Source organism: Luteimicrobium subarcticum (assembly GCF_002798015.1).
Lineage (GTDB): Bacteria > Actinomycetota > Actinomycetes > Actinomycetales > Cellulomonadaceae > Luteimicrobium > Luteimicrobium subarcticum.
The window spans coordinates 386605-409483 of record NZ_PGTZ01000007.1 but is presented as its reverse complement, the minus strand read 5'-3'; the positions used below and the strand labels follow the sequence as shown (position 1 = coordinate 409483).

The following is a 22879-nucleotide window of genomic DNA, read 5'->3' as shown; positions in this document are numbered from 1 at the left end:
CCCCTGGGATCGCCGAAAGTCCGCCAGTCACGGTCCGAGTGCGGCGACCGGCAGCACGTACACGCCGTCGGGGCGTCGGTACGCTGCCGTGCGCGTGGTGACCACCCCCAGGAAAACTGGCGCACCGAGCCGTTCGACGTCGACCTTCTCCTGGAACCGGAGTAAGGAGGCGGCGGCCGAGTCGACGGAGTCGGGCCCCATCCTCACTTCGAGGGCCCCCCAACGGCCGTCGGCAAGCGTCACCACCACATCCACCTCGTGGCCGTTGTTGTCACGCCAGTGCGACAGATGACCTCCGAGCGGCTGTGCGTAGATACGCAGGTCGCGGACGACCATTGCCTCGAAGTGGAAGCCCGTGGCGTTCATGTCGTGGAGTAGCTGCTCCGGGCCGCGGCCGAGCGCTGCCACACCGAGAGAGGGATCCACCATGTAGCGCGTCGGAGACTTCCGCAGCGGCGTCGTCGATCGCATGTGACCGCCCCATGCGGGAAGGTCTTCGGTCAGCATCAGCCGTTCGAGCGCCTCGAGGTAGTCGGCAACCGTCCCGCGCCTCAAAGGACCGTCCGCACCACCAACGTCTTTGGAGAGCGACTGGACCGTGACCTGCGTTCCGACCCCCCGCGCCAGCGACGCCAGAAGGCGGAGGAGGGTCGCGGGGTCGCGGCGCACCCCGAGACGCGGGAGGTCCACCTCGACGACGGTGCGGAGGTAGTCCGCGAGCCACTGCTGGGCATCGCGCGCTGTGGCGTCGAGCAGGTCGGGCCACCCGCCGATGACGAGCTGGTCCACGAGCTGCGGCACCCCGACCCCGGGATCGAGCCCCGGGACGAGCGTGCCGTCGAACAGGTCTCGGAGGGACACGGCTCCCGTCGACACGCCTCGCTCGAACAGGCTCATCGGGCGCATCCGTAGGTACGAGTAGCGCCCGGCTCCTGAGTGCCTCCGGGTGTCGTCGTCGGGCGTGGCCGACCCCGTCAAGAGGTAGCGGCCGCGAACACCCGGCTCGTCGTCCACCTCCCGGCGGACGAGGTTCCAGAGTCTCGGCGTCTCCTGCCACTCGTCGAAGAGGACCGGTGGCGCCGCCGCCAGGAGAACCTCGGGTGCCGTGCCGACCAGCCTGCGTGCCCCGTCGTCGAGGTCCATCCGAAACGTCGTCGTCGCTACCTGCTGCGCAGTCGCCGTCTTGCCGCACGCCTTGGGGCCCTCGATGAGCACCGCGCCCGCAGCGCGCATCCGAGACGACAGCTCGGCGTCGACGACGCGCCTTCGATACATCTCCGCACCCTTCCGAACGCCGTCCCCGTCGTCCAGATCCTATAGCCCAAAGCGTTCAAATACTATAGGCAATGCCGTCCAGATCCTCTAAGTAATCGTTCGCGTAGCGTCGTCGACCTGATGGGACGTCGATGGTCGGACACACGCGGAACGCCACGGCCAGACCGTCCCCGTCCACACGCAGATCAGGCCCGGAACCGTTGAGGTTCCGGGCCTGATCGTCTGAGCCGCCTAACAGAATCGAACTGTTGACCTTCTCATTACGAGTGAGACGCTCTACCGACTGAGCTAAGGCGGCGTGCTGGGCTGTGGCGTCTCCGCCCCGGCCAGCGCGCCCTACTGTAGCCGGTCCGGGCGCCGGTTCCCAAACCGGCCCGTCACGCGGCCGCGCGAGGCCGTGTCAGGAGCACGTGCTGCCCTCGGCGGGCACCTTGCCGTCGACCAGGTAGTCGTCCACGAGGTCGGCGATGCAGGTGTTGTCGCGCCGATAGGCCGTGTGCCCCTCGCCCTCGTACGTGACCAGCACGGCCGAGTCGAGCGCCTTCGCGAGGCCCTGCGCCCACGCGTACGGGGTGGCGGGGTCGTTCGTCGTCCCGACGATCACGATGGGCGCCGCGCCCTTCGCGTGGACGTCCCCCTCCTGCTTCACCTGCGGGTACGGCCAGGGCTTGCACCCGACGCCGCCGTAAGAGAAGAACGAGCCGACGGTCGGCGCCTCCGACTCGACCTGGTCGGCGAGCTTCGTCATGGTCGCGAGGTCGGACGACCCCGGGTCGTCGAGGCAACCGACGGCACGGAACGCCTCGGACGAGTTCGTCGAGAACGAGCCGTCGGAGTTCCGGTCGTTGTACTGGTCGGCGAGGTTCAGCAGGATCGTCCCGTCGCCCTTGTCGATGGCCTGCGAGAGCGCGGCGGTGAGGTACGACCACGACGACTGGCTGTACAGCGTCACGGCCACCCCGTAGAACGCGAGCGTGGCCGTGAGCGGGCGGTCGGCGTCCGACGTCGGCAGCGGGCGCACCTTCGTCTCGTCGAAGAGACGCTTGATCTGCGCCATGCCGGCGTCGACCCCACCGCTGAGCGGGCACGACGACCCCGTCTCGCAGTCCTTCACGTAGTCGCGCAGCGCGTTCTCGAACCCGACGGCCTGCTGCACGCTGGTCTCGTCGGACGACAGCGTCGGGTCGATCGCCCCGTCCAGGACCATGCGTCCGACGTGGCTCGGGAACAGGGCCGCGTACGTCGACCCGATCTGCGTGCCGTACGAGTACCCGAGGTAGTCGAGCTTCGCCTGGCCGAGCACGGCGCGCATCATGTCCATGTCGCGCGCCACGGACTGGGTGTCGACGTGGCCCAGCAGGTCACCGGTGTTCTTCACGCAGGCGTCCGCCCACTGCTTCGCGTCCTTCTCCATCGCGGCGAGACCCACAGCCGTCTCGGGGTACCAGGTGGAGAGCTGGCGGTCCTTCTCGGCGTCGTCGAGGCACGTCACCTCGGTCGACTGCCCCACGCCGCGCGGATCGAAGCCCACGACGTCGTACGCGTCGAGCACGCTCTTGCCGAGCATCGACGGCGCACTGTCCACCAGGTCGATCCCCGACCCGCCCGGGCCGCCCGGGTTGATGAGCAGCGAGCCGATGCGCGTCCCGGTCGCCCGGTGCACCTTGGCGGCGAGCGAGATCGAGCCCGACGACGCGTCCTGCCACGACACGGGCGCACGGAACGTGCCGCACACGAACCCGTCGCCGCACTTCTTCCACGTGACCGTCTGCGTGTAGTACGTCTCGAAGCCCTGCGGGGCGGCCAGCTGGCTGGGCGACAGCGTCGACGACGACGTCCCGCCGTCGTCGTCCGCCCCTCCGAGGCCGCAGCCGGCGAGCAGTGCGACGACGAGCGCGCCGACGACGGCGAGCAGGCGGGGAGAGCGGCGGGAGAGCACGGTGGACGGGGCGAGGCCGAGGGTCACCGGGCAACCGTACCCGTCGGCGCGCGAGGGTCCGCGAGTCGTCCCAGACTGGACGGATGGCACCCTCGACGACGGACAGCCACGGCACGGAGGACGCCCAGGGGTCGACGTCGACCCGCGAGCTGACGTCGAAGTCGTGGATCTACGTGGCCAAGCGCACGCTGCGCGAGTTCCAGGCAGACGGCTGCCAGGACCTCGCGGCGGCGCTGACCTTCAACGCGCTGCTCGCCGCCGCACCGGCGACCGTCGCGCTCGTGTCGCTCCTCGGCTTCGTCGGAGACCCGGAGAAGGCGATCAGCGACACCCTCGACACCCTCAAGGACTTCGCGCCGCCGCAGACCCTCGACCAGGTCGAGTCGTTCATCCGGCCGATCGCGGGCAGCACCGGGTCGGGCTGGGCGCTCGTCATCGGGCTCGTGCTGGCGCTGTGGTCGGCATCCGGGTTCGTCGGCGCGTTCTCCCGCGCGATGAACAAGATCTACGGCGTGCCCGAGGGTCGGCCCGTGTGGAAGCTGCGCCCCTGGATGCTGCTCATCACGGCGATCGTGTTCGTGCTCGTGGTGCTGATCATCGGGGCGATGGTCCTCTCGGGGTCGCTCGCGCACCAGGTCGGCGAGCTCATCGGGCTGTCGTCGACCACGGTCACCGTGTGGAACATCGTGAAGTGGCCCGTCGTCGTGATCCTCGTGATCGTGCTGATCGGGCTGCTCTACTGGGGCACCCCGAACATCAAGCAGCCGAAGTTCCGGTGGCTGAGCGCGGGCGCGGTCCTCACCCTCGTCGTGGGCGCGATCGCGACGCTCCTGTTCGGCTTCTACGTCGCCAACGCGTCCAGCTACAACGCCACCTACGGCACGCTCGCGGGCCTGTTCATCCTGCTGCTGTGGGTCTACCTGCTCTGCATGGTCCTGCTGCTGGGTGCCGAGCTCGACGCCGAGCTCGAACGCGGCCGCGAGCTGCAGGCGGGTGTCGCCGCCGAGGAGCAGGTGCAGCTCCCCCTGCGCGACACGAAGGCGAGCGACAAGGCCGCCGAGAAGCGTGCGAAGGACATCGAGCAGGCACGTGCGCTGCGGGCGAGCAACGGCGAGACGACCGACGCGGACGACGTGGACGGCACCCTGCCGCCCGCCGGGCCCGACACCGCCCCCGGCGCCGTCACCGGACACGACGACCGGAAGGGCTGAGGCTCGCCTCAGCCCTGCGGGCGCAGCGCGACCGCCATCGCCTCGACGGCGAGGAGAGGCGCGACGTTCGCGGCGAGCCGCTCGCGCGCGACGCCGATCGCGTCCATGCGGCGCAGGTTCTGCTCGGGCGTGGAGTCCTCGGCGAGCCGCTCGACGGCCTCGCGGAGCTCGACGTTGACCAGGTCGACCTGCGCACCGAGCTGCACGACGAGAACGTCCCGGTAGAGCGACAGCAGGTCCGTCATCGCCCGGTCGAGCACGTCGCGCTGCGCGCGCGTCGCCCGGCGCTTCTGCTCGTCCTCGAGCTGCTTGAGCTGGCTGCGCAGCGCGGGCGGCAGCGGCTTGCCCTCCTCCGCGCCCAGCGCCCGGTACAGCGCCGCCTTCTCGTTCGCGTCACGCTCCTCGGTCGCGGCGCGCGCCTCCGTCTGCGCGACCTCGACGAGCTGCCCGGCCGCGATCACCGCGTCGGGCACCCCGCGGATGCGCCGGGCCAGGTCGAGCGTCTCGCGACGGCGACGGCGCGCCTCCGGGTCGCGCGCCAGGCGCCGCGCGAGCCCGATGTGCGACTGCGACGCGTGCGCGACGACCTCGGCCAGCGCCGGGTCGACCCCGTCACGCTCGACGAGCAGCCGGGCCACGGCGTCCACCGGCGGCACCCGGAGCACCACGGAGCGCGACCGCGACCGGATGGTCACCAGCACGTCCTGCGGGCTCGGCGCGCACAGCACCCACACGGTGCGCGGCGGCGGCTCCTCGATCGCCTTGAGCAGCGCGTTGCCGGACGTCTCGTTGAGCCGGTCGGCGTCCTCGATCACGATGACGCGCCAGCGCCCGCCGGACGGCGAGCGCTGCGCGAGCTGGACGAGCGGCTCGACGTCCTGCCGACGCAGGACCGCGGCCTCCGTCGCGACGACCTCGACGTCCGCGTGCGTCCCCGCGAGCGCCGTCGTGCACTCGTGGCACTCGCCGCACCCGCCGTACGGGCACAGCAGCGCGGCGGCGAATGCCCGGGCAGCGTTCGACCGTCCCGACCCGGGCGGCCCGGTGAGGAGCCAGGCGTGGGTCATGCGCTGCGGGTCGGAGGCGGCGGCGCGCAGCACCTCGACGGCGGCGTCCTGGCCGACGAGGCCGTCCCACACGGTCACCGGACGTCACCGCCCGCCGCCCCGGAACCGTGCGCGTCGAGGGCCCCGAGGCCCAGCCGTGCCGCCACGTCGACACGCACCTGGCTCTGCACGTCCTCGACCGTCGCGGACGCGTCGACCACGACCCACCGCTCCGGCTCCGCGGCCGCGCGGGCGAGGAACGCCTCGCGGGCCCGCTGCGCGAACGCGTCGCCGGCGGACTCGAGCCGGTCGAGCGTCTGCCCGGGCCGCCGGCCCAGGCGCTCGGAGGCGACCGCGGGGTCGAGGTCGAGCAGCACCGTCACGTCGGGCAGCAGCCCGCTGGTGGCCCACAGGGACAGCCGCTCGACCTCGTCGGCGGCGAGCTCGCGGCCGGCGCCCTGGTAGGCGACGGACGAGTCGAGGTAGCGGTCCGTGATGACGACGGCCCCGCGCTCGAGCGCGGGCCGCACCAGCGTCGCGACGTGGTGCGCCCGGTCGGCCGCGTACAGGAGCGCCTCGGCGCGCGGCGCGACGTGGTCGCCGTGCAGGACCGCATCGCGCAGGACGCGTCCGAGGTCGGTGCCGCCCGGCTCGCGCGTCAGCACGACCTCGCGGCCCAGCACGTCGCCCAGCCAGGCACCCAGCAGGCGGGCCTGGGTGGACTTGCCGACGCCGTCGCCGCCCTCGAACGACACGAAGACCCCGCGCGGTGGGTCGAGAGGCGTGTCGGAAGGCGCGGTGGAGGTCACCCCCGACACCCTAGCCGCCGGGTCCGTCGGACCCGGGGTCACTCCTCGCCCGGGTACACGACCCCGACCTGGCGGCGGATCTCGTCGAGGGTGCGCAGCACGTCGAGCGTGTCCTGCCACGACATGCGCTCGCTCTGCGTGACCCCGGCGTCGAGGCAGCGCGCGACCTCGGCCGCCTGGTACTGCTTGCCCTCGCCGCGGAAACCCTCGTAGCGGCGGCGGACCTCGCCGTCCGGGGCGTGCACCGTGAAGCCGCCTCCGCCGTACGTCCACCGGTCGGTGGTCACGTAGCCGTCCGTGCCGCCCACGGTGATGTTCTCCGGCGTCCACGCCCACAGCGTCGTCGAGATGGCCGCGTGCACGCCGTCCGCGAAGTCGAGCGCCACGACGGCCTGCCCGTCGACGCCCGTCTCGGTGAGCGTGCCGTTGGCCGACACGTTCCCCGGGGCGCCGAACAGGTCGTGCGCGAACGAGATCGGGTACACGCCGATGTCGAGCAGCGCTCCCCCGGCCAGCTCGGGCGCGTACGCCCGGTGGGACGGGTCGAACGGGAACCGGGCGCCGTAGGACCCGAGGAACGTCTTGACCTCACCGATCTCACCCGCGGCCAGCGCCTCCCGCAGCGCGAGCACGTGCGGGAGGAACCGCGTCCACATGGCCTCCATGACGAACAGGTCGGCCGAGCGGGCCGCGTCGAACACCTCGAGCGCCTCGGTGTGGTTGCGCGTGAACGCCTTCTCGACCAGGAGCGGCTTGCCCGCCGACAGCGCCAGCAGCGCGTGCTCGTGGTGGTGCGAGTGCGGCGTCCCGACGTACACGACGTCGACGTCCGGATCCTCGACGAGGTCCTCGTAGCTGCCGTGCGCGCGCGCGATCTCGTGCGCGGACGCGAACGACTCCGCCTTGGTGCGCTGCCGCGAGCCCACCGCCGTCACGGTGCCGTTCGTGAACCGGCGCACCGCCTCCGCGAACGAGCCCGAGATCCCGCCGGCCCCGAGGATCCCCCAGCGCACGGGCGGTGCGCTCCGCGGGTCGGGGGCGATGCCTGCCTCGTCGGCGGCCGCCTGGGCGGTCAGGACCACGTCGTCGGTGCTCATCCCCCCAGGCTATCCGCGCACCGCCCGGTGCACCCGCGCCGGGCGGCGCGCGACCCGCGCTACTTCTTCGCGGCGGGCGCCTTCTTGGTGGTCGACCTTGCCGTCGTCGTGCGGCGCGCAGGCTTCTTGGCCGGCCCCTTCGCGCGCTTCTCCGCGAGCAGCTCCTGGGCGCGCTCGGCCGTGATCGACTCGACCGCGTCGTCCTTGCGGAGCGTCGCGTTCGTGGTGCCGTCGGTGACGTACGCGCCGAACCGGCCGTCCTTGACGACGATCGGCTTGCCCGACACGGGGTCGTCCCCGAGCTCCTTGAGCGGCGGCGCGGTGGTCGCGCCACGACCCCGCTTCGGCTGCGCGTAGATCTCGAGCGCCTCGGCGAGCGTGACCGTGAAGATCGACTCCTCGGACGGCAGGGTCCGCGAGTCCGTGCCCTTCTTGAGGTACGGGCCGTAGCGGCCGTTCTGCGCCGTGATGACGGCGTCCGACTCCGGGTCGGTGCCCACGACGCGCGGCAGCGACAGCAGCGCGAGAGCCTCCGTCAGGCTCACCGTGGCGAGGTCCTGGGACTTGAGCAGCGAGCCGGTGCGCGGCTTGGGGAGCGCCGCGAGCGCCTTCTTCTTCGCCGCCGCGGACAGGCCCTCGTCGAGCTGCGGCTCGGGCAGCACCTCGGTGACGTACGGGCCGTAGCGACCCGCCTTCGCGATGATCGTGTACCCGGACTCGGGGTCGACGCCCAGCTCGCGGCCGTCGTCGGCGCCCGCGGCCAGCAGCTCGCGCGCCTTCGCGACCGTCATCTCGTCCGGGGCGATCTCGTCGGGGATCGACGCGCGCGGCGGCGTCTGACCCTCCGCGAGCTCGACCCCGTTGTCCTCGACGTACGGGCCGTAGCGCCCGATGCGCACCTGGATGCCCTCGCCGACGTCGATCGAGTTGATGCCGCGCGCGTCGATCTCGCCGAGGTTCTCGACGAGCCCCCGCAGGCCGCCCGCCTCCGCGTCCGCGGCCTGCGTGCCCGCGTCGGACCCGAAGTAGAACTCGCTGAGCCACTCGACGCGGTCGCGCTCGCCCGCGGCGATCTCGTCGAGGTCCTCCTCCATCTCGGCGGTGAACCGGTAGTCCACGAGCCGGTCGAAGTGCTCCTCGAGCAGTCGCGTCACCGCGAACGCGAGCCAGCTCGGCACGAGCGCCTGGCCGCGCGTCGTCACGTAGCCGCGGTCCTGGACGGTCGAGATGGTCGACGCGTACGTCGATGGCCGGCCGATGCCGAGCTCCTCGAGCTTCTTGACGAGGCTGGCCTCCGTGAAGCGCGGGGGCGCGGACGTCGAGTGGCCGCCGGCCTCGAGGTCGGACCCGTCGAGCGCGTCGCCCTCGGCGACCCGCGGCAGACGGCTCGCGTCCCCGTCGGTCGAGCCGCCCGCGCCGAGTGCTCTGCCGTCGGCGGGCGAGCCGTCCTCGGCGTACCGGTCGGTGTCCGAGCCCTCCTCGTACGCCGCGAGGAACCCGCGGAACGTGATGACCGTGCCGGACGCCGTGAACAGCGCGTCGCGGCCGTCGGGCAGCGGCGCGCCCAGCCGGACCGTCGCGGTCGAGCCGCGCGCGTCCGCCATCTGCGACGCGACCGTGCGCTTCCAGATGAGCTCGTACAGGCGGAACTCGTCGCCGCGCAGCTCCTTCGCGACCTGCGCGGGGGTGCGGAACGCGTCGCCCGCAGGGCGGATCGCCTCGTGGGCCTCCTGGGCGCCCTTCGCCTTGGAGACGTACGACCGGGGTGCGTCGGGGACGTACTCCGCGCCGTACAGCTCGGCGGCCTGCCGCCGTGCCGCGTCCGTGGCCTCGGCCGACAGCGACGGCGAGTCGGTCCGCATGTAGGTGATGTAGCCGTTCTCGTACAGGCCCTGCGCGACGCGCATCGCCTGGCGCGACGACATGCGGAGCTTGCGCCCGGCCTCCTGCTGGAGCGTCGACGTCGTGAACGGCGCGGCCGGCCGACGCGTGTACGGCTTCGTGTCGAGGCTGCGGACGGCGAAGTCGGCGTCCGCGAGCCCGGTCACGACGGCCTGCGCGGCCGCCTCGTCGAGCTGGACGACACCGTCGCGCACGGCAGCGGGGACCATCCCGCCCCGGTCGTCGAAGTCACGGCCCGTCGCGACGCGGGAGTCGCCGAGCTGCACGAGCCGCGCCGAGAAGCCCTGACCCGCGTCGACCGCGCCCTCGACGGGCGCGAACCGGCCCGTGACGTCCCAGTAGGACGCCGGGACGAACGCCATGCGCTCGCGCTCGCGCTCCACGACGAGCCGGGTCGCGACGGACTGCACGCGGCCCGCCGAGAGGCCCTGGCGGATCTTGCGCCACAGCACCGGCGACACCTCGTAGCCGTAGAGGCGGTCGAGGATGCGGCGGGTCTCCTGCGCGTCGACGAGGTTCTCGTCCAGGTCGCGCGTGTTCTCGAGCGCACGGCGGATGGCCTCGGGCGTGATCTCGTGGAACACCATGCGCTTGACGGGGACCTTGGGGCGCAGCTCCTCGAGCAGGTGCCACGCGATGGCCTCGCCCTCGCGGTCCTCGTCGGTCGCGAGGTAGAGCTCGTCGGCCGTCTTGAGGAGGCGCTTGAGCTCCGCGACCTTCTTCTTCTTGTCCGGGTACACCTCGTAGTACGGGGTGAAGCCGCCGTCGACGTCGACCGCGAACTTGCCGAACGGGCCCTTCTTCATGTCCGCGGGCAGCTCGGAGGGCTGCGGCAGGTCGCGGATGTGGCCCACGCTCGCCTCGACCTCGAAGTCGTCGCCGAGATACCCGGCGATCTTCTTGGCCTTCGTCGGGGACTCGACGATGACGAGCTTGCGACCGTTGGACATGCGTTCCTGCTTCCCTGAGTCGGCGGGGGCCAGTGCGGCCCGCGCCGGTGAGCGCTACCCCGTGGTGCGACGCGACGTGCGCCGCGAGACCGCGGTCAGCTGGCGGACGGCGAGGATGACGGTGAAGACCAGGCAGGTCGTCGCGACGACGCCGAACGCGCCACCAATATACGCAGTCACCTGGACGCTGCGACGGATCGCCCACAGGGCCCCCAGCATGTCCTCGACCGCTTCGAGGACGTCGTGCAGGGCGCCGAGCGCCACCGCACCGGCGAGCCCGGCGGCCCCCAGCAGGACCACGGCGGTCACGTACGAGCCGACCGCGCGGGGCACCCGGCCGGTGCCGTCCAGCTCGACGACGTCGAGCGACGAGCGCGGTGTCACCGCGCACACGGCGCAGCTCCAGGCACCGACGACGCACAGCGCGGCGACGACGTCGCTCGGCCGGTGCCACTGCCCGACGAGGGTGGAGACGCCGGTCAGCGCGGTGTAGCAGGCGCCGGCGAGCGCCACGAACGGGCGGACGCGCCGCGACGACGCGAGGACGAGCGCGGCGGACACGGACGCGGCGACCGTCGTGTGACCGCTCGGCAGCCCGTTCTCCCCCGTCCACCCCGCGAGGAGGTGCGGACGGTCGAGCACGACGTGCTTGAGCACCTCGGTCGTGAGGTTCGCCCCGGCGACCAGCACCGCCACCTGGACAGCGAGCCCCCACCGACGACGCAGCAGCGCGACGGCCATCGCGGTGGCGATGCCGACGGCCACGAAGGAGACGGACACCACGTCGAGCACGGGCGACGCGACCTGCCAGAGCTGGCCCTGGCCGTACGTGGCACCGCGGCGCGCGAGCTCGTCCACGCCCTGCCCGCGGATCGTGTCGACGAACGCCCACCACAGCACGAAGACGGACACGGCGAGGAGGACGGCGCACACGACCGCGACGGCGCGTCGCACGCCGTCCGGCACGAGACGGTCCCGCACGGGCGGGCGCGGGGGCGCCGTCACGGGCGGGGACGCGTTCACCGGACCACCGTAGGGCACTCGCGGGCGTGCGGGGCGCCGTTCCGCCGGGTCCGCCGAACCCTTCACGCTTCCGTCCCGGAGCCGCACGCGAACGGCACGAGGCCCGGGCCGGCGGGACGCACCCGAAGGTGCGTCCCGCCGGCCCGGGCCTCGCAGCACGCCGGTTAGACCGACAGCTCCTCGGGCACCTGGTGGCCCGCGTCGTGCAGCAGGCAGGCGACCTCGCGCCGCGGCTCGTCGAACGCGGTCCGGCCGAGCTCGGGGTGCACGTCGGCGCACTCCGGCATCACGTGCTTGCAGCGCACCCGGAACGGGCAGCCGGACGGCAGGTTCTGCAGGTCGGGCGGCGAGCCCGGGATGCCCTGGAGCTCGCGGCGCGGGCCGTGCAACGGGGGGAACGAGTGCAGCAGACCGTACGAGTACGGGTGGCGGGGGCGGCGGTACACGTCGGACGCCGACGCCTCCTCCACGATCTCGCCCGCGTACATGATCGCGATGCGGTCCGCGACCTCCACCAGCAGCGACACGTCGTGCGTGATGAAGATGACGGCGAACCCGAGGCGGTCCCGCAGGTCCTGGACCTGCTCGAGGATCTGCCGCTGCATGACGACGTCGAGCGCGGTGGTCGGCTCGTCCATGATCAGGACGCGCGGCTCGAGGGCGAGCGCCATGGCGATCATGACGCGCTGCCGCATGCCGCCCGAGAGCTGGTGCGGGTACGAGCGGACGCGCTCGGCCGAGATGCCGACCATCTCGAGGAGCTCGCGCGAGCGTGCCTCGCGCTCCTTCCCGGTCGACTTCGGGCGGTGCGCCTTGATGGCGTCCTCGAGCTGGCGGCCGATCCGGTGCACCGGGTTGAGCGAGTTCATCGCGCCCTGGAAGACGACCGCGATGTCCTGCCACCGGCCGGCACGGAGGTCCGCGTCGGACTGGCGCAGCAGGTCGATCGGGGCGCTGCCGTCGGCCGGGTGGTAGAGGACCTCGCCGGCGCTGATCAGACCGGGCGGCGGGAGCAGGCGCGTCGCCCCGTACACGAGGGTCGACTTGCCGCAGCCCGACTCGCCCGCGAGCCCGAGCACCTCGCCCTCGTGCAGCGTGAGGTTGACGCCGCGGAGGGCCTTGACGCGGTTCTCGCCGTAGCCGTAGTCGACGGCGAGGTCCTTGATCTCGAGGATGGGGCGCGCGCCCGTCCCCTCCGCCCGGGTCCGCGCGGTGGCGGGGCGCGGCGACGACGCCGGGGTCGTGTCGACTGCGGGGCTCATCGGACCGTCTCCTTCACGGTGGCGGCGCCGGACGTCCCAGGGGTGCTGGGACCACCGGAGCCGGTGGTGCTGCCGGACGTCGTCGCCGCGCGGGCGACGGGCGTCGGGTGGTCGTACGTGCGCGGCAGGTCACGGACCCGCGCGGTGAAGCCGATGCGCGGACGGATGCCGCTGCGGCGCATCTGGCGGGCGGACATGCCCGCGAGCCGCAGGCGCGGGTTCACGAACTCGTCGATGCCGAAGTTCACGAGCGTGAGCGCCATGCCGAGGATCGCGACGAGCAGGCCGGCGGGGACGAACCACCACCACGCGCCACGGGACAGCGCCTGGTTGGACTGCGCCCAGTACAGGACGGTGCCCCAGCTCCAGTCGTCCAGCGGCGTGACGCCGATGAACGCGAGGGTGGTCTGCGACAGCACCGCGAACGTCACGGTCGAGACGAAGCTCGACGCGATGATCGCCGTGAGGTTCGGGAGGGTCTCGAACCAGACGATGCGGCCCGTGGACTCGCCGGTCGCCCGGGCGGCCTCGATGAAGTCGCGGCCGCGCAGCGACAGGGTCTGGGCACGGAGCACCCGCGCACCCCACGCCCAGCCCGTCAGCGCGAGCACGATCGCGATGTCGAGGCTGTTGATGCCCTCGATCTGCGTGGCGATGATGATGATCAGCGGCAGCGCAGGGAGCACCAGGAAGATGTTCGCGAGGGCCGACAGGATCTCGTCGGTGACCCCGCCGAGGAAGCCCGCGGTCACCCCGACGAGCACCGCGAGGAGCGTCGCACCGATGCCGGTGACGAGACCGACGATCATGACGGCGCGCGTCCCGACGAGGAGCTGGGAGAACACGTCACGGCCCAGGTGGTCCGTGCCGAGCCAGTGCGCCCCGGACGGCCCGGCGAGCAGGTCGAGCGTGGTCTCGTTCGGGTCGTGCGGCGCGATCCACGGGCCGATGACGGCCAGGACGAGGAACACCACGAGGATCGTGAGGCCGGTGATCGACTTGGCGTTGCGCACGAAGACGAACTTCTTGCGGTGCGGCGCCTTGCCCGAGGGGGACCCCTCGGTGACCTCGGGGACGGGGAGCTGCTCGTCGCCCAGCGGGGCGGCGGCAGCGGGATCGATGGGGAGATTGGACATCTTCACCCCTCCTGACGGGTGCGCGGGTCGAGGAACACGTAGACGACGTCCGCGAGGATGTTCGCGAGCAGCACCGCCAGCGTGATGACGAGGAAGATGCCCTGCATCAGCGGGTAGTCCTTGGCGCCGATGGCGGCGAGGAGCTGGGTACCGATGCCCGGGTAGGAGAACACGAGCTCCATGACGAGCGAGCCCGACACCACGAAGCCGAGCGACAGCGCGAAGCTGGACACCTGGGGCAGGACGGCGTTGCGGGCCGCGTAGCCGTACATGACGCGCCGCTCCGGCAGGCCCTTGGCCTGCGCGACCGTCACGTAGTCCTCGGACCCGACGGTGACCATCATGTTGCGCATGCCGAGGATCCAGCCGGCGACGGACGACAGCACGATCGTCAGGGCCGGCAGGAACGCGTGCTGCACGACCGACTGGATGAACGGCCACGAGAACGACGCCTCGAGCCCCGGCGTGTACGCGTTGCTCGCCGGGAAGACCGGGAACGCCACGGCCAGGACCGCGATGAACAGCAGGCCGAGCCAGAAGTACGGCACCGACGAGAAGAACGTCATGACGGGCAGGAACGAGTCGGCCCAGGTGCCGCGGCGCCAGCCGAGGTACGTGCCGAACAGCGTGCCCAGGACGACCGCGATGACGGTCGCCATGCCGACGAGCCCGACGGTCCAGGGCAGCGACGTCCGGATGACGTCGGAGACCGGCGTCGGGAAGAACGTGAACGAGATGCCGAGGTTCCCGTGGAGGATCTGGCCCCAGTACTCGACGTACTGCTGCCAGAGGCTCTGCTTCTTGTCGAGGCCGAAGAGCACGTACAGCGAGTGGACGGCGTCCTGGTCGATCTGGCCCTGGTAGCGGTTGATGAGCGACTGGACGGGGTCACCCTTCATGACACGCGGCACGAAGAAGTTGATGGTCACGGCGGCCCACGCCGTGAGCGCGTAGAAGAACAGGCGACGGAAGAGGAACTTCACCGGGTCACCCCCTGGGTCGGTGCGGCGTGGACGGTCTCGGTGAGCTGGACCGGGACGGCGTCGCTCCCCAGGTCGGGGAGGACAGCGCCCGCCGGAGCGGTCTCGAGCCCTCCCGGGACCTGTGCGGCGTAGCCCCAGCAGGCGACCGAACGCTGCGGCGAGATCGGCAGGAGCGGCGGGACGACCTCGCGGCACAGGTCGGTCGCGAACGGGCAGCGCGGGTTGAACCGGCACCCGGCGGGCGGGCGCACCATGTTCGGCGGCTCGCCGCGGCCGGCGTTGCGGTCGGCGCCCGACAGGTCGTCGGGGTCCGGCGCGGACCGGACGAGCAGCTGCGTGTAGGGGTGCGCAGGCTCCTGCGTCACCGACTCGCTGTCGCCCGCCTCGACGGGACGACCGGCGTACATCACCTGGGTGCGGTCCGCGAAGTAGCGGGCCGAGGCGATGTCGTGCGTGATGTACAGGATCGCGATGCCGAGGCGGTCGCGCAGGTCCTGCAGGAGGTTGAGGATGCCGACGCGGATCGACACGTCGAGCATCGAGATCGGCTCGTCCGCGAGCAGGACCTCCGGGTCGGCCGCGAGCGCACGCGCGATCGCGATGCGCTGCCGCTGGCCGCCCGACAGCTCGTGCGGGAACTTGTCGATGTACCGCTCGGGCGTCAGGTGGACGCGCTCGAGCAGCTCGCGCAGGGCCGTCTCGAGCGCCTGCCCGCGCAGACCCTTGTGGTGGATCCGCAGCGCACGGGTCAGGTGGTACCGGACCGTGTGCACCGGGTTCAGCGACCCGAACGGGTCCTGGAAGATCATCTGGACGCGACGCGCGTACCGACGGAAGTCACCGCCGCGGCGGGCCGTGACCGGCTTGCCGTGCAGCAGGATGTCGCCGCTCGTCTGCGGGTAGAGGCGCGCGAGCAGTCGTGCGACCGTCGACTTGCCCGAGCCGGACTCGCCGACCAGCGCCACGACCTGGCCCGAGCGCAGCTCGAGGTCGATGCCGTCGACGGCGTGCACCACGGCGCCGCCGGAACGCAGGCCACGCACCGGGAAGTGCTTGGTCAGGCCGACGGCCTCGAGCACGACGTCGCCGCGCGCGGTCGTCGGCGGAGGGTTCTTCTCGTCACTCATGGATCACCTGGGGAACGATGCCGGCCGGGGCCGACAGGGAGACGTGGGGGGCCGGGCTCCCGCCCGGGAGTGCGCCCGGCCCCGAAGGACCGGGCGCACCGTCGTCCGCGAGGACGGTAAGGGTGACGGCCCCGCCGACCGACGCACCGAGGCCGGCGGGACCGTCACCCGGCTCAGGACGCCGGCTTCAGCTTGGTGAGCACCAGCGACACGTTGATGTTGGTCGGCTGCGGGTCGGCGTAGGCGTCGTCCGCCGTCGGCCAGCCCTCGTAGTACTTCGTGGAGTACTCGGCCGCGGACGGGCGAGCGTCGACACCGATCGCGGGGACGTCCTCGACCCAGTGCTTCTGCAGGGCGTCGAGGGCGGTCTTACGGCCCGCGTCGTCCTTCGCGTTGATGTAGTTCTCGAACTGCTTCTTCGCGTCCGGGTCGTTGTACCGGCCGAGGTCGTTCGCCGCGGTCTTGCCCAGGGGCTGGTAGTACTTCGGGTCGAACATGCTCGAGTACATCTGGTACGGCGTGGCGCCACCGTCGGTCCAGCGCAGCGCCGCGTCGAAGTCACCGACGTTGAGGTTCTGCGTCCAGGCGTCGACCGTCGGGGTCTCGACCTTGGCGTCGACACCGATCGACTTGAGCGACGTCGCGATGAGCTGCAGCGACGTGATGTAGTCGTTCCAGCCGGTCGGGTCCTGCAGGGTCACGGCGACCTGCTTGCCGTCCTTCATGAGCTTGTCGCCGTCGTACGTGTAGCCCGCGTCGGTGAGCACCTTCTTGGCGCCGTCGACGTCGACCTTGTACTCCTGGCCCTTGTACGCGTCGGCGATGAACGACTCGCCGGCGGGGGTCGGGAAGCCCGTGATGCTCTTGAGCGCCGGGAACAGACCGGACTCGGCGATCGTGGACGCCTTCTCGCGGTCCAGGACCATGTTGGTGGCCTTGCGCAGGGCGATGTCGGAGAACGGGCCCTTCTCGTTGTTCATGACGAGCTGGTCGATGCCCAGGCCGGCCGGCGAGTAGACCTTGTTGTTCTCGGCGTCCTTGTTGACGTACACGTTCTCGTAGTCCGCGATGAACACCCAGGACCACTGCGACTCACCGGTCTGGAGGGCCGTGATCTGCGGGTCGTTCCCCTTGTAGGCGGTGTACCGCAGCGACGGGGCCGCGACGTCGCCACCCCAGTAGCTCGTGTTCTTGTCGAGCGTGATGGTCTGGCCCGAGAAGCTCTTGAAGACGTAGGGGCCGGTGCCGACGGGGGTCTGGACGAGGTCCGTCGTCGGGTCCTTGATCTTCTCCCAGAGGTGCTTCGGCACGACGAACAGGCTGTCGACCTTGGCCTGGTTGACGAACTGCGAGCCCTCGAAGGTCACGACGACCTTGTCACCGTCCTGCGTGAGGCTCTTGTAGGGCAGGCCCTCGCTGTTGAGCGCCGCGTTGTCGATCCGGAGCTGGATCGAGTAGGCGATGTCCTCGGCCGTCATGGGCGTGCCGTCCGAGAACTTCACGCCGTCACGCGCCGTGATCGTCGCCTCGGTGTAGTCGGCGTTCCAGTCGATGCTCTTCGCGAGCCACGGCACGGCCGGGTCGGCCGGCGCGGTGTCGTTGTACTGCATGAGGGGCTCGTAGATGGCGAACCGGTACCCGAGCGCCGCACCCGCGGAGGTGTTGAGGAACGGGTTCGAGTTGTTGGTCACAGGACCGTTCGGCATACCGATGTCGAGCGGCTGCGTGGCGACGCCACCGGTGCTGCCGCCCTTGTCGTTGGACTTCGTGTCGCCGTCGCCGCCGCCGCAACCGGCGACGACGAGGGCCAGGGCTGCCGCACCGACGACGGCGGGGCCGATCTTCCGCATCTTCACGGATGTGCCTCCTTGCACAGAGTGGTCCCGATGACGGGACACGGGAGAGGGTTGTTCCAGACAGGTGAGTGGTGGATCAGGAAGGTAGACGGGGCAGGGTGGGCGTGCTCACCCCGCCGGGGCGGCCCCGGCGGTGAGGGACTCCGGCGCCACCGCGGGACCGTCCGGCGGGCCGAGCGGCTCGCCGAGCGGGACGGTGACGTCGAGGCGTAGGTCACGGACGGACCGACCGACACGGAGCCGGTAGTCGCCCGCGGGCAGGGACCAGCGGTGCGCGGCGACGTCCCAGACCTCGAACGCGCGCCGCGGGACATGGACGCGGACGGTCGCGGACTCACCCGCGTCGACCGCGACGACCTCGAAGCCGCCGAGCCACCGCACGGGACGGTCGTGACCGCCGCCGGCCGGGGGCTCGACGTACACCTGGACGACCTCGCGGCCGTCCCGGGGGCCGACGTTCGCGACCTCGACGTCGAGGTCGATCCCGTCCGCTCCGTCGTTCCCGCGGGACGCGACGTCGGCGGAGCGGTGCTCCCAGGTGGTCCAGCCGAGCCCGTGGCCGAAGGGGGCGGCGGGCTCGAGCCCGTCCCGCTCCCACTGCCGGTACCCGACGTGGACGCCTTCGTCGTACGACACCACCCCGTCCTGGGGGATCGCCGAGGGAACGGGCACGTCCTGGTAACGGGCCGGGAGCGTCCAGGGGAGGCGGCCTGAAGGTTCTGTGACGCCGGTGAGGACGTCGGACAGAGCGCCCCCGCACTCCTGCCCCGCGAGCCACGACCACAGCACGGTGCCGGCCTGCTCGAGCCACGGCAGCACCACGGGCGCGCCGGCGTTGACGACGACGATCGTGCGCGGGTTGGCGGCGAGCACGCGGCGGACGAGCTCGTCCTGGTTGCCCGGCAGGTCCAGGTCGGGGCGGTCGTAGCCCTCGGACTCGACCTCCTCGGTGGTGCCGACGACGACGATCGCGACGTCCGCGTCGGCGGCGAGCCCGACGGCGGCCGCGAGGTCCGCCTCGGCCGACGGGCCGGGGAGGCGGTGGACGACCTCGCCGCGGACGAACGAGTCGTACCCGACGGGGTGGACGACCTGGAGACGGGCGTCGAGGCGCACGGTCCGCGGCTCGTCGACGGTCACGACGGTCGTGGTCGCGGTGGGGTGGTTGTGCCCGGACGAGAGCACGATCTCCTCGGCGACGACGTGGTCGGACGACGCGACGAGGGCGCCGTCGACGCGGATCTCGTGGCGGCCCACCGTTCCGACGCCGAGCTCGTGCTCGCCGGGCTCGTCGAGCCGGACGTCCGCGACGAGCCGCAGCGCCATGGCGCGCGGGTCCTCGACGAGGGGGTACCAGCCGGACCAGCCGGCGTCGACGGTCGAGGCGAGCACGGCGCCGCCCGCGTCGAGCAGCTCGACCCGGACGCCGGGCGCGCCGGTCTCGGGGTCGGTGCACCGCTCGGCGACGTCGATCTCGGGCGGGTTGACGCGGGCCCGCGCACCGTGGTGCACGTCCACGCGGACGCCGTCGCCGAGGGCTTCGAGGATCGCCGGGACGGGCAGGACGAGGTGGTCGGGGTTGACGAAGCCCGAGCCGCCGCCCTGGACGAACGGGTCGACCGCGGCGGGTCCGAGGAGCGCGACGCGCGGCGTCCGGGCCTCGGCGGCGAGGGCCTCGAGGTCGAGCGGGACGAGCTGCTCGTCGTCCTTGAGCATGACGACGGAGCGGGCGGCGAGCTCGCGCAGCAGCGCGGAGGCGTCGGGCCGCACGGCGGGCCGCTCGGGGGCGGGCGGCGTGACGCCGTCCGCGCCGAGGGCGCCGACACGCTCCGCGAGGCGCAGGATCCGGACGACCTTGTCGTCGATCTCGCTCTCGGCGACCTCGCCGGAGCGGACCGCGGCGAGCAGGCCGTCGCCCCACGGGCCGTCGGGGCCGGGCATCTGGAGGTCGAGTCCTCCGCGGACGGCGCCGGCGACGGTCTTGGTGGCGAGCCAGTCGCTGACGACGACGCCGTCGAAGCCCCACTCGCGCTTGAGGACGTCCTGGACGAGCGGCGCGTGCTCGGTCGCGGTGGCGGCGACCCGGCCGTCGTCGATGCCCGAGTAGGCGGCCATCGCGCTCCAGGCCTGGGTCTTGTCGACGAGGAGCTCGAACGGCGCGAGGTAGACCTCGCGGAGCGTGCGCTCGTCGACCCGGGCGAGGTAGCGGGTGCGCTCGGTCTCGGAGTCGTTGGCGACGTAGTGCTTGATGCACATCGCGACGCCGTGCTCCTGGACCTCGCCGACGAGGGCGTGGGCGATCTCGCCGGTGAGCAGCGGGTCCTCGGAGTAGCACTCGAAGTGGCGGCCGCCGACGGGCGTGCGCTGGAGGTTGATCTGGGGGGCGAGGACCATGTCGACGCCGTGGCGGCGGGCCTCGGCGGCGACGAGCGCGCCGGCCCGTGCGACGAGAGCGCGGTCCCAGGTGGCGGCGACGGCGGAGGGGGCCGGGAACGACGCGGACGTCTCGCCGGGGACGTCCCCGGTACCACGGACCCCGGCGGGGCCGTCCGACATGACGACGGGACGCAGACCGATGCGGTCGATCGCGGTGGTGGTCCACAGACCGGCACCCACGACGAGCGCGACCTTCTCCTCGGTCGTCAGCTCGGCTGCGAGGGCCTCGAGCTCCGCGGTGGTGCGGTGCCTCGCGGTGGTCTCCAGTGACACGCCGTGCTCCTGTCAGTACGTCCTGTGCATCGCCCGGGATGGATCACCGCATCGTCACGGCGGGGCGCCTGCCGGGTGTGACCGAGGTCTCCCTCGGCCTCCCGGCGAGCGCCATACAACCACACTTACTGACTTGTTAGTAAGTGGCGCAAGGTCACAGTATCGTTAAGCCCATGACGACCAGTTCCGACAGCGACGTCGGGTCGAGCGCAGCCGCCTCCACCCGCAGGCCCTCGCGCGAAACCGCAGGTGGGAGCGCATCCATGCAGGTCAGCGCCCCTCTCCCCGAGGCCGCCGCCGACCGCGTCCGACGCCCCCGCCGCGGCACCGCCGAACGCCGCGAGGAGATCCTCCGCGCCGCCATGCGGACCTTCGGATCGAAGGGCTACCACAACGCGTCGCTCGCCGAGGTGGCCGAACAGGTCGGCATCACGCACGCCGGCGTGCTCCACCACTTCGGCTCCAAGGACCGCCTCCTGTGGGCCGTGCTCGAGTACCGCGACCTCGTCGACGTCGAGCACCTCGAGGGCCAGCACATCCCCGGCGGGCTCGACCTCTTCCGCCACCTCGTCAAGACCGCCCGGATGAACTCCGAGCGCCGCGGCATCGTCCAGACCTACACCGTCCTCACCGCCGAGGCCGTCACCGACGGCCACCCCGCGAGCGACTGGGTCCGCGAACGCTTCATCACGCTCCGCGGCGACATCTCCGACGCGCTGCGCACCGTCGTGCGGGAGCGCGACACCGGCGAGGGCGGCAGCGCCCCCGAGACCGACCCGCAGGACCCCGAGTTCGGCGACGCCGCACTCACCCGTGCGGCCAGCGCGATCATCGGCGTCATGGACGGCCTCCAGACGCAGTGGCTGCTCGACCCCGAGGCGGTGGACCTCGCCGACGCGAGCGCCTTCGCGATCGAGGCGATCCTCGCGGCGACCCTCGCGGGCTCGACGCGCTCCCACCCGACAGGGAGTCCCCTCACCCCGCCCAGCGGAGCGTGACCAGAGACCGCGCCGGCAGCGTGACGACCGCGTCCCGCCCGCGGTAGCGCACCGTCACGGCCCGGGGGGCGCCGCCCTCGTTCACCAGCTCGAGCACCGTCGAGCCGTCCGTGTTCACGAACGCGACCGTGTCGACCTGCCCGGACGCCGTCGACGACGCCACCCGGTGCGCGCCCGGACGCACGAACCGCGCGAAGTGCGCCATCACGTAGTACTCGGGGTTCTTCGTCCACGTGCCCGTCGCCGGGTCGACCGTGACGAGGCCGCGGCAGCCCGAGCACCCGCCGCTCGTCGGGCCGCCCGACGTGTCGAGCGCCAGGTTGAACCACAGCACCCCGCGCGACCATGCCCGCAGCGAACCGACGAACGTGTTCGCCGACGCCCAGACCAGGTCGCCCGCGAACCCCGCCCCCCACGTCCCGCCCGAGCACTCCGTCGTCCACACCGGCAGGGCCGGGTACGCGTCGTGCACCACGGTCTGCCGCGCGGGCGAACCTCCATAGCAGTGGAACGCCGTCCCCGCGGCGTACCGGCGCGCGGCCGGGTCCGCCAGGACCGCCAGCGGGTACGACGGCGTGTCCCAGTTGTGGTCGAAGACCACGATCTTCGTCCCGAGCCCCGCCGCCGCCATCCGCGGCCCGAGCGAGTACCCGACGAACGCGGCCTCCTGCCCCGGCGTGAGCGTCATCGACGGGTACGCGGGCGTGTCCAGCAGCGGCTCGTTCTGGACCGTCATCGCGTACAGCGGCAGGCCCTGCGCCGCCCACGCCTGCGCCGCCTTCACGAGGTACTGCGCATACACCGCGTACGACGACCCGGCGAGCGTGCCCCCGGCGACCGACCCCGACGTCTTCATCCACGCCGGTGCCGACCACGGCGAGCCCACCACCTTCAGCGACGGGCTGAGCTGCGCCGCACGGCGCAGCAGCGGCACCGTCGTCGTCAGGTCGGTGCCCAACGAGAAGTCCGCCAGCGAGCCCCGGGTGTCGTCGTACGTCCCCGGGCCGGCCGGGCTGAAGTCGCTCGGGCCCAGCGGGACGCGCACCATCGTCATGCCCAGCCCCGACGACGCGCCGTAGAACGACGTGAGGAGCGCGTCGCGAGCGCTCGCCGACAGGTCGTGGTCCAGCACCCACGCGGACGAGCCCGTCATCGCCCCGCCGAAGCCGTCGACGGGCTGGTAGACGCGCGTCGGGTCGACCTCGACGACCATCCCCTGCGGCGCCGCCGCCGACGCGTGCCACGCGACGTCCGCGGACCGGTGGAAGAGCTCGGACCGGTCGCCCGTGGTCCGCCACACCTCCAGGCGCACAGGACCCGTCGGCACGGCGGACCCTGCCGCCGCGCCGAGTGTGACGGCGGCGACGACGCAGCAGGCCAGGAACGACCGGGAGCGCCGCGCCACGGTTCTCCTGGCACGCATCGCAGCTCCCCTGCCACGTCCTTGTCTCCAGGAAACCACGCGACCCACGATCGCGCGACGGCGCCGGACGCCCCCCCCCCCCCCCCCCCCCCCCCCCCCCCCCCCCCCCCCCCCCCCCCCCCCCCCCCCCCGC

The 22879-nt window shown here is 72.3% G+C and carries 16 protein-coding genes and 1 tRNA gene; 2 read left to right on the top strand and 15 right to left on the bottom strand.

Translation table 11 applies throughout. From position 1 onward, the window contains the following. Nucleotides 1–27: 27 nt before the first annotated feature. From CLV34_RS06905 to CLV34_RS06895, 3 genes are all read right to left on the bottom strand, one after another. Nucleotides 28–1275 (bottom strand): ATP-binding protein, encoded by a 1248-nt coding sequence (locus tag CLV34_RS06905; RefSeq protein WP_211289368.1) that lies wholly within the window; start codon nucleotides 1273–1275, stop codon nucleotides 28–30. Between the two features lie 225 nt (nucleotides 1276–1500). Next, a tRNA-Thr gene (locus CLV34_RS06900) sits at nucleotides 1501–1573 on the bottom strand. Between the two features lie 102 nt (nucleotides 1574–1675). After that, nucleotides 1676–3241 carry an alpha/beta hydrolase gene (locus CLV34_RS06895; protein WP_245859070.1) on the bottom strand — a complete coding sequence of 522 codons (1566 nt, stop codon included), beginning with the start codon at nucleotides 3239–3241 and terminating at the stop codon, nucleotides 1676–1678. Nucleotides 3242–3297: 56 nt separating this feature from the next. On the opposite strand from CLV34_RS06895, the gene CLV34_RS06890 reads away from it, so the two are divergent. Then, nucleotides 3298–4425 (top strand): YihY/virulence factor BrkB family protein, encoded by a 1128-nt coding sequence (locus CLV34_RS06890; RefSeq protein ID WP_100349528.1) that lies wholly within the window; start codon nucleotides 3298–3300, stop codon nucleotides 4423–4425. 8 nt (nucleotides 4426–4433) lie between these two features. Here CLV34_RS06890 and CLV34_RS06885 read toward each other — a convergent pair whose 3' ends face one another. From CLV34_RS06885 to CLV34_RS06835, 11 genes are all read right to left on the bottom strand, one after another. After that, entirely contained in the window at nucleotides 4434–5570 is a 1137-nt protein-coding gene (locus CLV34_RS06885) for a DNA polymerase III subunit delta' (protein ID WP_100349527.1), read from the bottom strand. After that, a complete protein-coding gene (gene tmk / locus CLV34_RS06880) occupies nucleotides 5567–6280 on the bottom strand; it encodes a dTMP kinase (protein WP_100349526.1) in 714 nt (237 codons plus the stop codon). Before tmk ends, CLV34_RS06885 begins: the two co-directional genes overlap by 4 nt. A 38-nt stretch (nucleotides 6281–6318) precedes the next feature. Then, the gene (locus CLV34_RS06875; protein ID WP_100349525.1) at nucleotides 6319–7377 is read right to left on the bottom strand and encodes a Gfo/Idh/MocA family protein; all 1059 of its coding nucleotides are present in this window, start codon (nucleotides 7375–7377) and stop codon (nucleotides 6319–6321) included. A gap of 59 nt (nucleotides 7378–7436) precedes the next feature. Next, entirely contained in the window at nucleotides 7437–10229 is a 2793-nt protein-coding gene (topA, locus tag CLV34_RS06870; RefSeq protein ID WP_100349524.1) for a type I DNA topoisomerase, read from the bottom strand. Nucleotides 10230–10283: 54 nt separating this feature from the next. Beyond that, nucleotides 10284–11252 carry a phosphatase PAP2 family protein gene (locus CLV34_RS06865; protein WP_245859069.1) on the bottom strand — a complete coding sequence of 323 codons (969 nt, stop codon included), beginning with the start codon at nucleotides 11250–11252 and terminating at the stop codon, nucleotides 10284–10286. 164 nt (nucleotides 11253–11416) lie between these two features. Further along, the gene (locus CLV34_RS06860) at nucleotides 11417–12514 is read right to left on the bottom strand and encodes an ABC transporter ATP-binding protein (protein WP_100349522.1); all 1098 of its coding nucleotides are present in this window, start codon (nucleotides 12512–12514) and stop codon (nucleotides 11417–11419) included. Then, nucleotides 12511–13650 (bottom strand): ABC transporter permease, encoded by a 1140-nt coding sequence (locus CLV34_RS06855; protein WP_100349884.1) that lies wholly within the window; start codon nucleotides 13648–13650, stop codon nucleotides 12511–12513. The genes CLV34_RS06860 and CLV34_RS06855 overlap by 4 nt, the downstream gene beginning before the upstream one ends. A 2-nt stretch (nucleotides 13651–13652) precedes the next feature. Next, nucleotides 13653–14633: an ABC transporter permease gene (locus tag CLV34_RS06850; RefSeq protein WP_100349521.1), complete on the bottom strand. Its 981-nt coding sequence runs from the start codon at nucleotides 14631–14633 to the stop codon at nucleotides 13653–13655. Next, nucleotides 14630–15760 carry an ABC transporter ATP-binding protein gene (locus CLV34_RS06845; RefSeq protein ID WP_100349520.1) on the bottom strand — a complete coding sequence of 377 codons (1131 nt, stop codon included), beginning with the start codon at nucleotides 15758–15760 and terminating at the stop codon, nucleotides 14630–14632. The genes CLV34_RS06850 and CLV34_RS06845 overlap by 4 nt, the downstream gene beginning before the upstream one ends. A 173-nt stretch (nucleotides 15761–15933) precedes the next feature. After that, nucleotides 15934–17610, bottom strand: a complete 1677-nt coding sequence (locus CLV34_RS06840) for an ABC transporter substrate-binding protein (RefSeq protein ID WP_245859115.1) — start codon at nucleotides 17608–17610, stop codon at nucleotides 15934–15936. Nucleotides 17611–17724: 114 nt separating this feature from the next. Further along, nucleotides 17725–20325, bottom strand: coding sequence for a beta-d-glucosidase (locus CLV34_RS06835; protein WP_100349518.1), 2601 nt, complete (start codon nucleotides 20323–20325; stop codon nucleotides 17725–17727). Nucleotides 20326–20588: 263 nt separating this feature from the next. Between CLV34_RS06835 and CLV34_RS06830 the strand changes: the two genes are divergently transcribed. Beyond that, complete coding sequence (locus CLV34_RS06830) at nucleotides 20589–21323, top strand: TetR/AcrR family transcriptional regulator (RefSeq protein ID WP_100349517.1); 735 nt, start codon at nucleotides 20589–20591, stop codon at nucleotides 21321–21323. On the opposite strand, the gene CLV34_RS06825 is transcribed toward CLV34_RS06830, so the two are convergent. Then, complete coding sequence (locus CLV34_RS06825) at nucleotides 21301–22728, bottom strand: glycoside hydrolase family 30 protein (RefSeq protein WP_170044611.1); 1428 nt, start codon at nucleotides 22726–22728, stop codon at nucleotides 21301–21303. The genes CLV34_RS06830 and CLV34_RS06825 overlap by 23 nt on opposite strands. Nucleotides 22729–22879 lie beyond the last annotated feature (151 nt).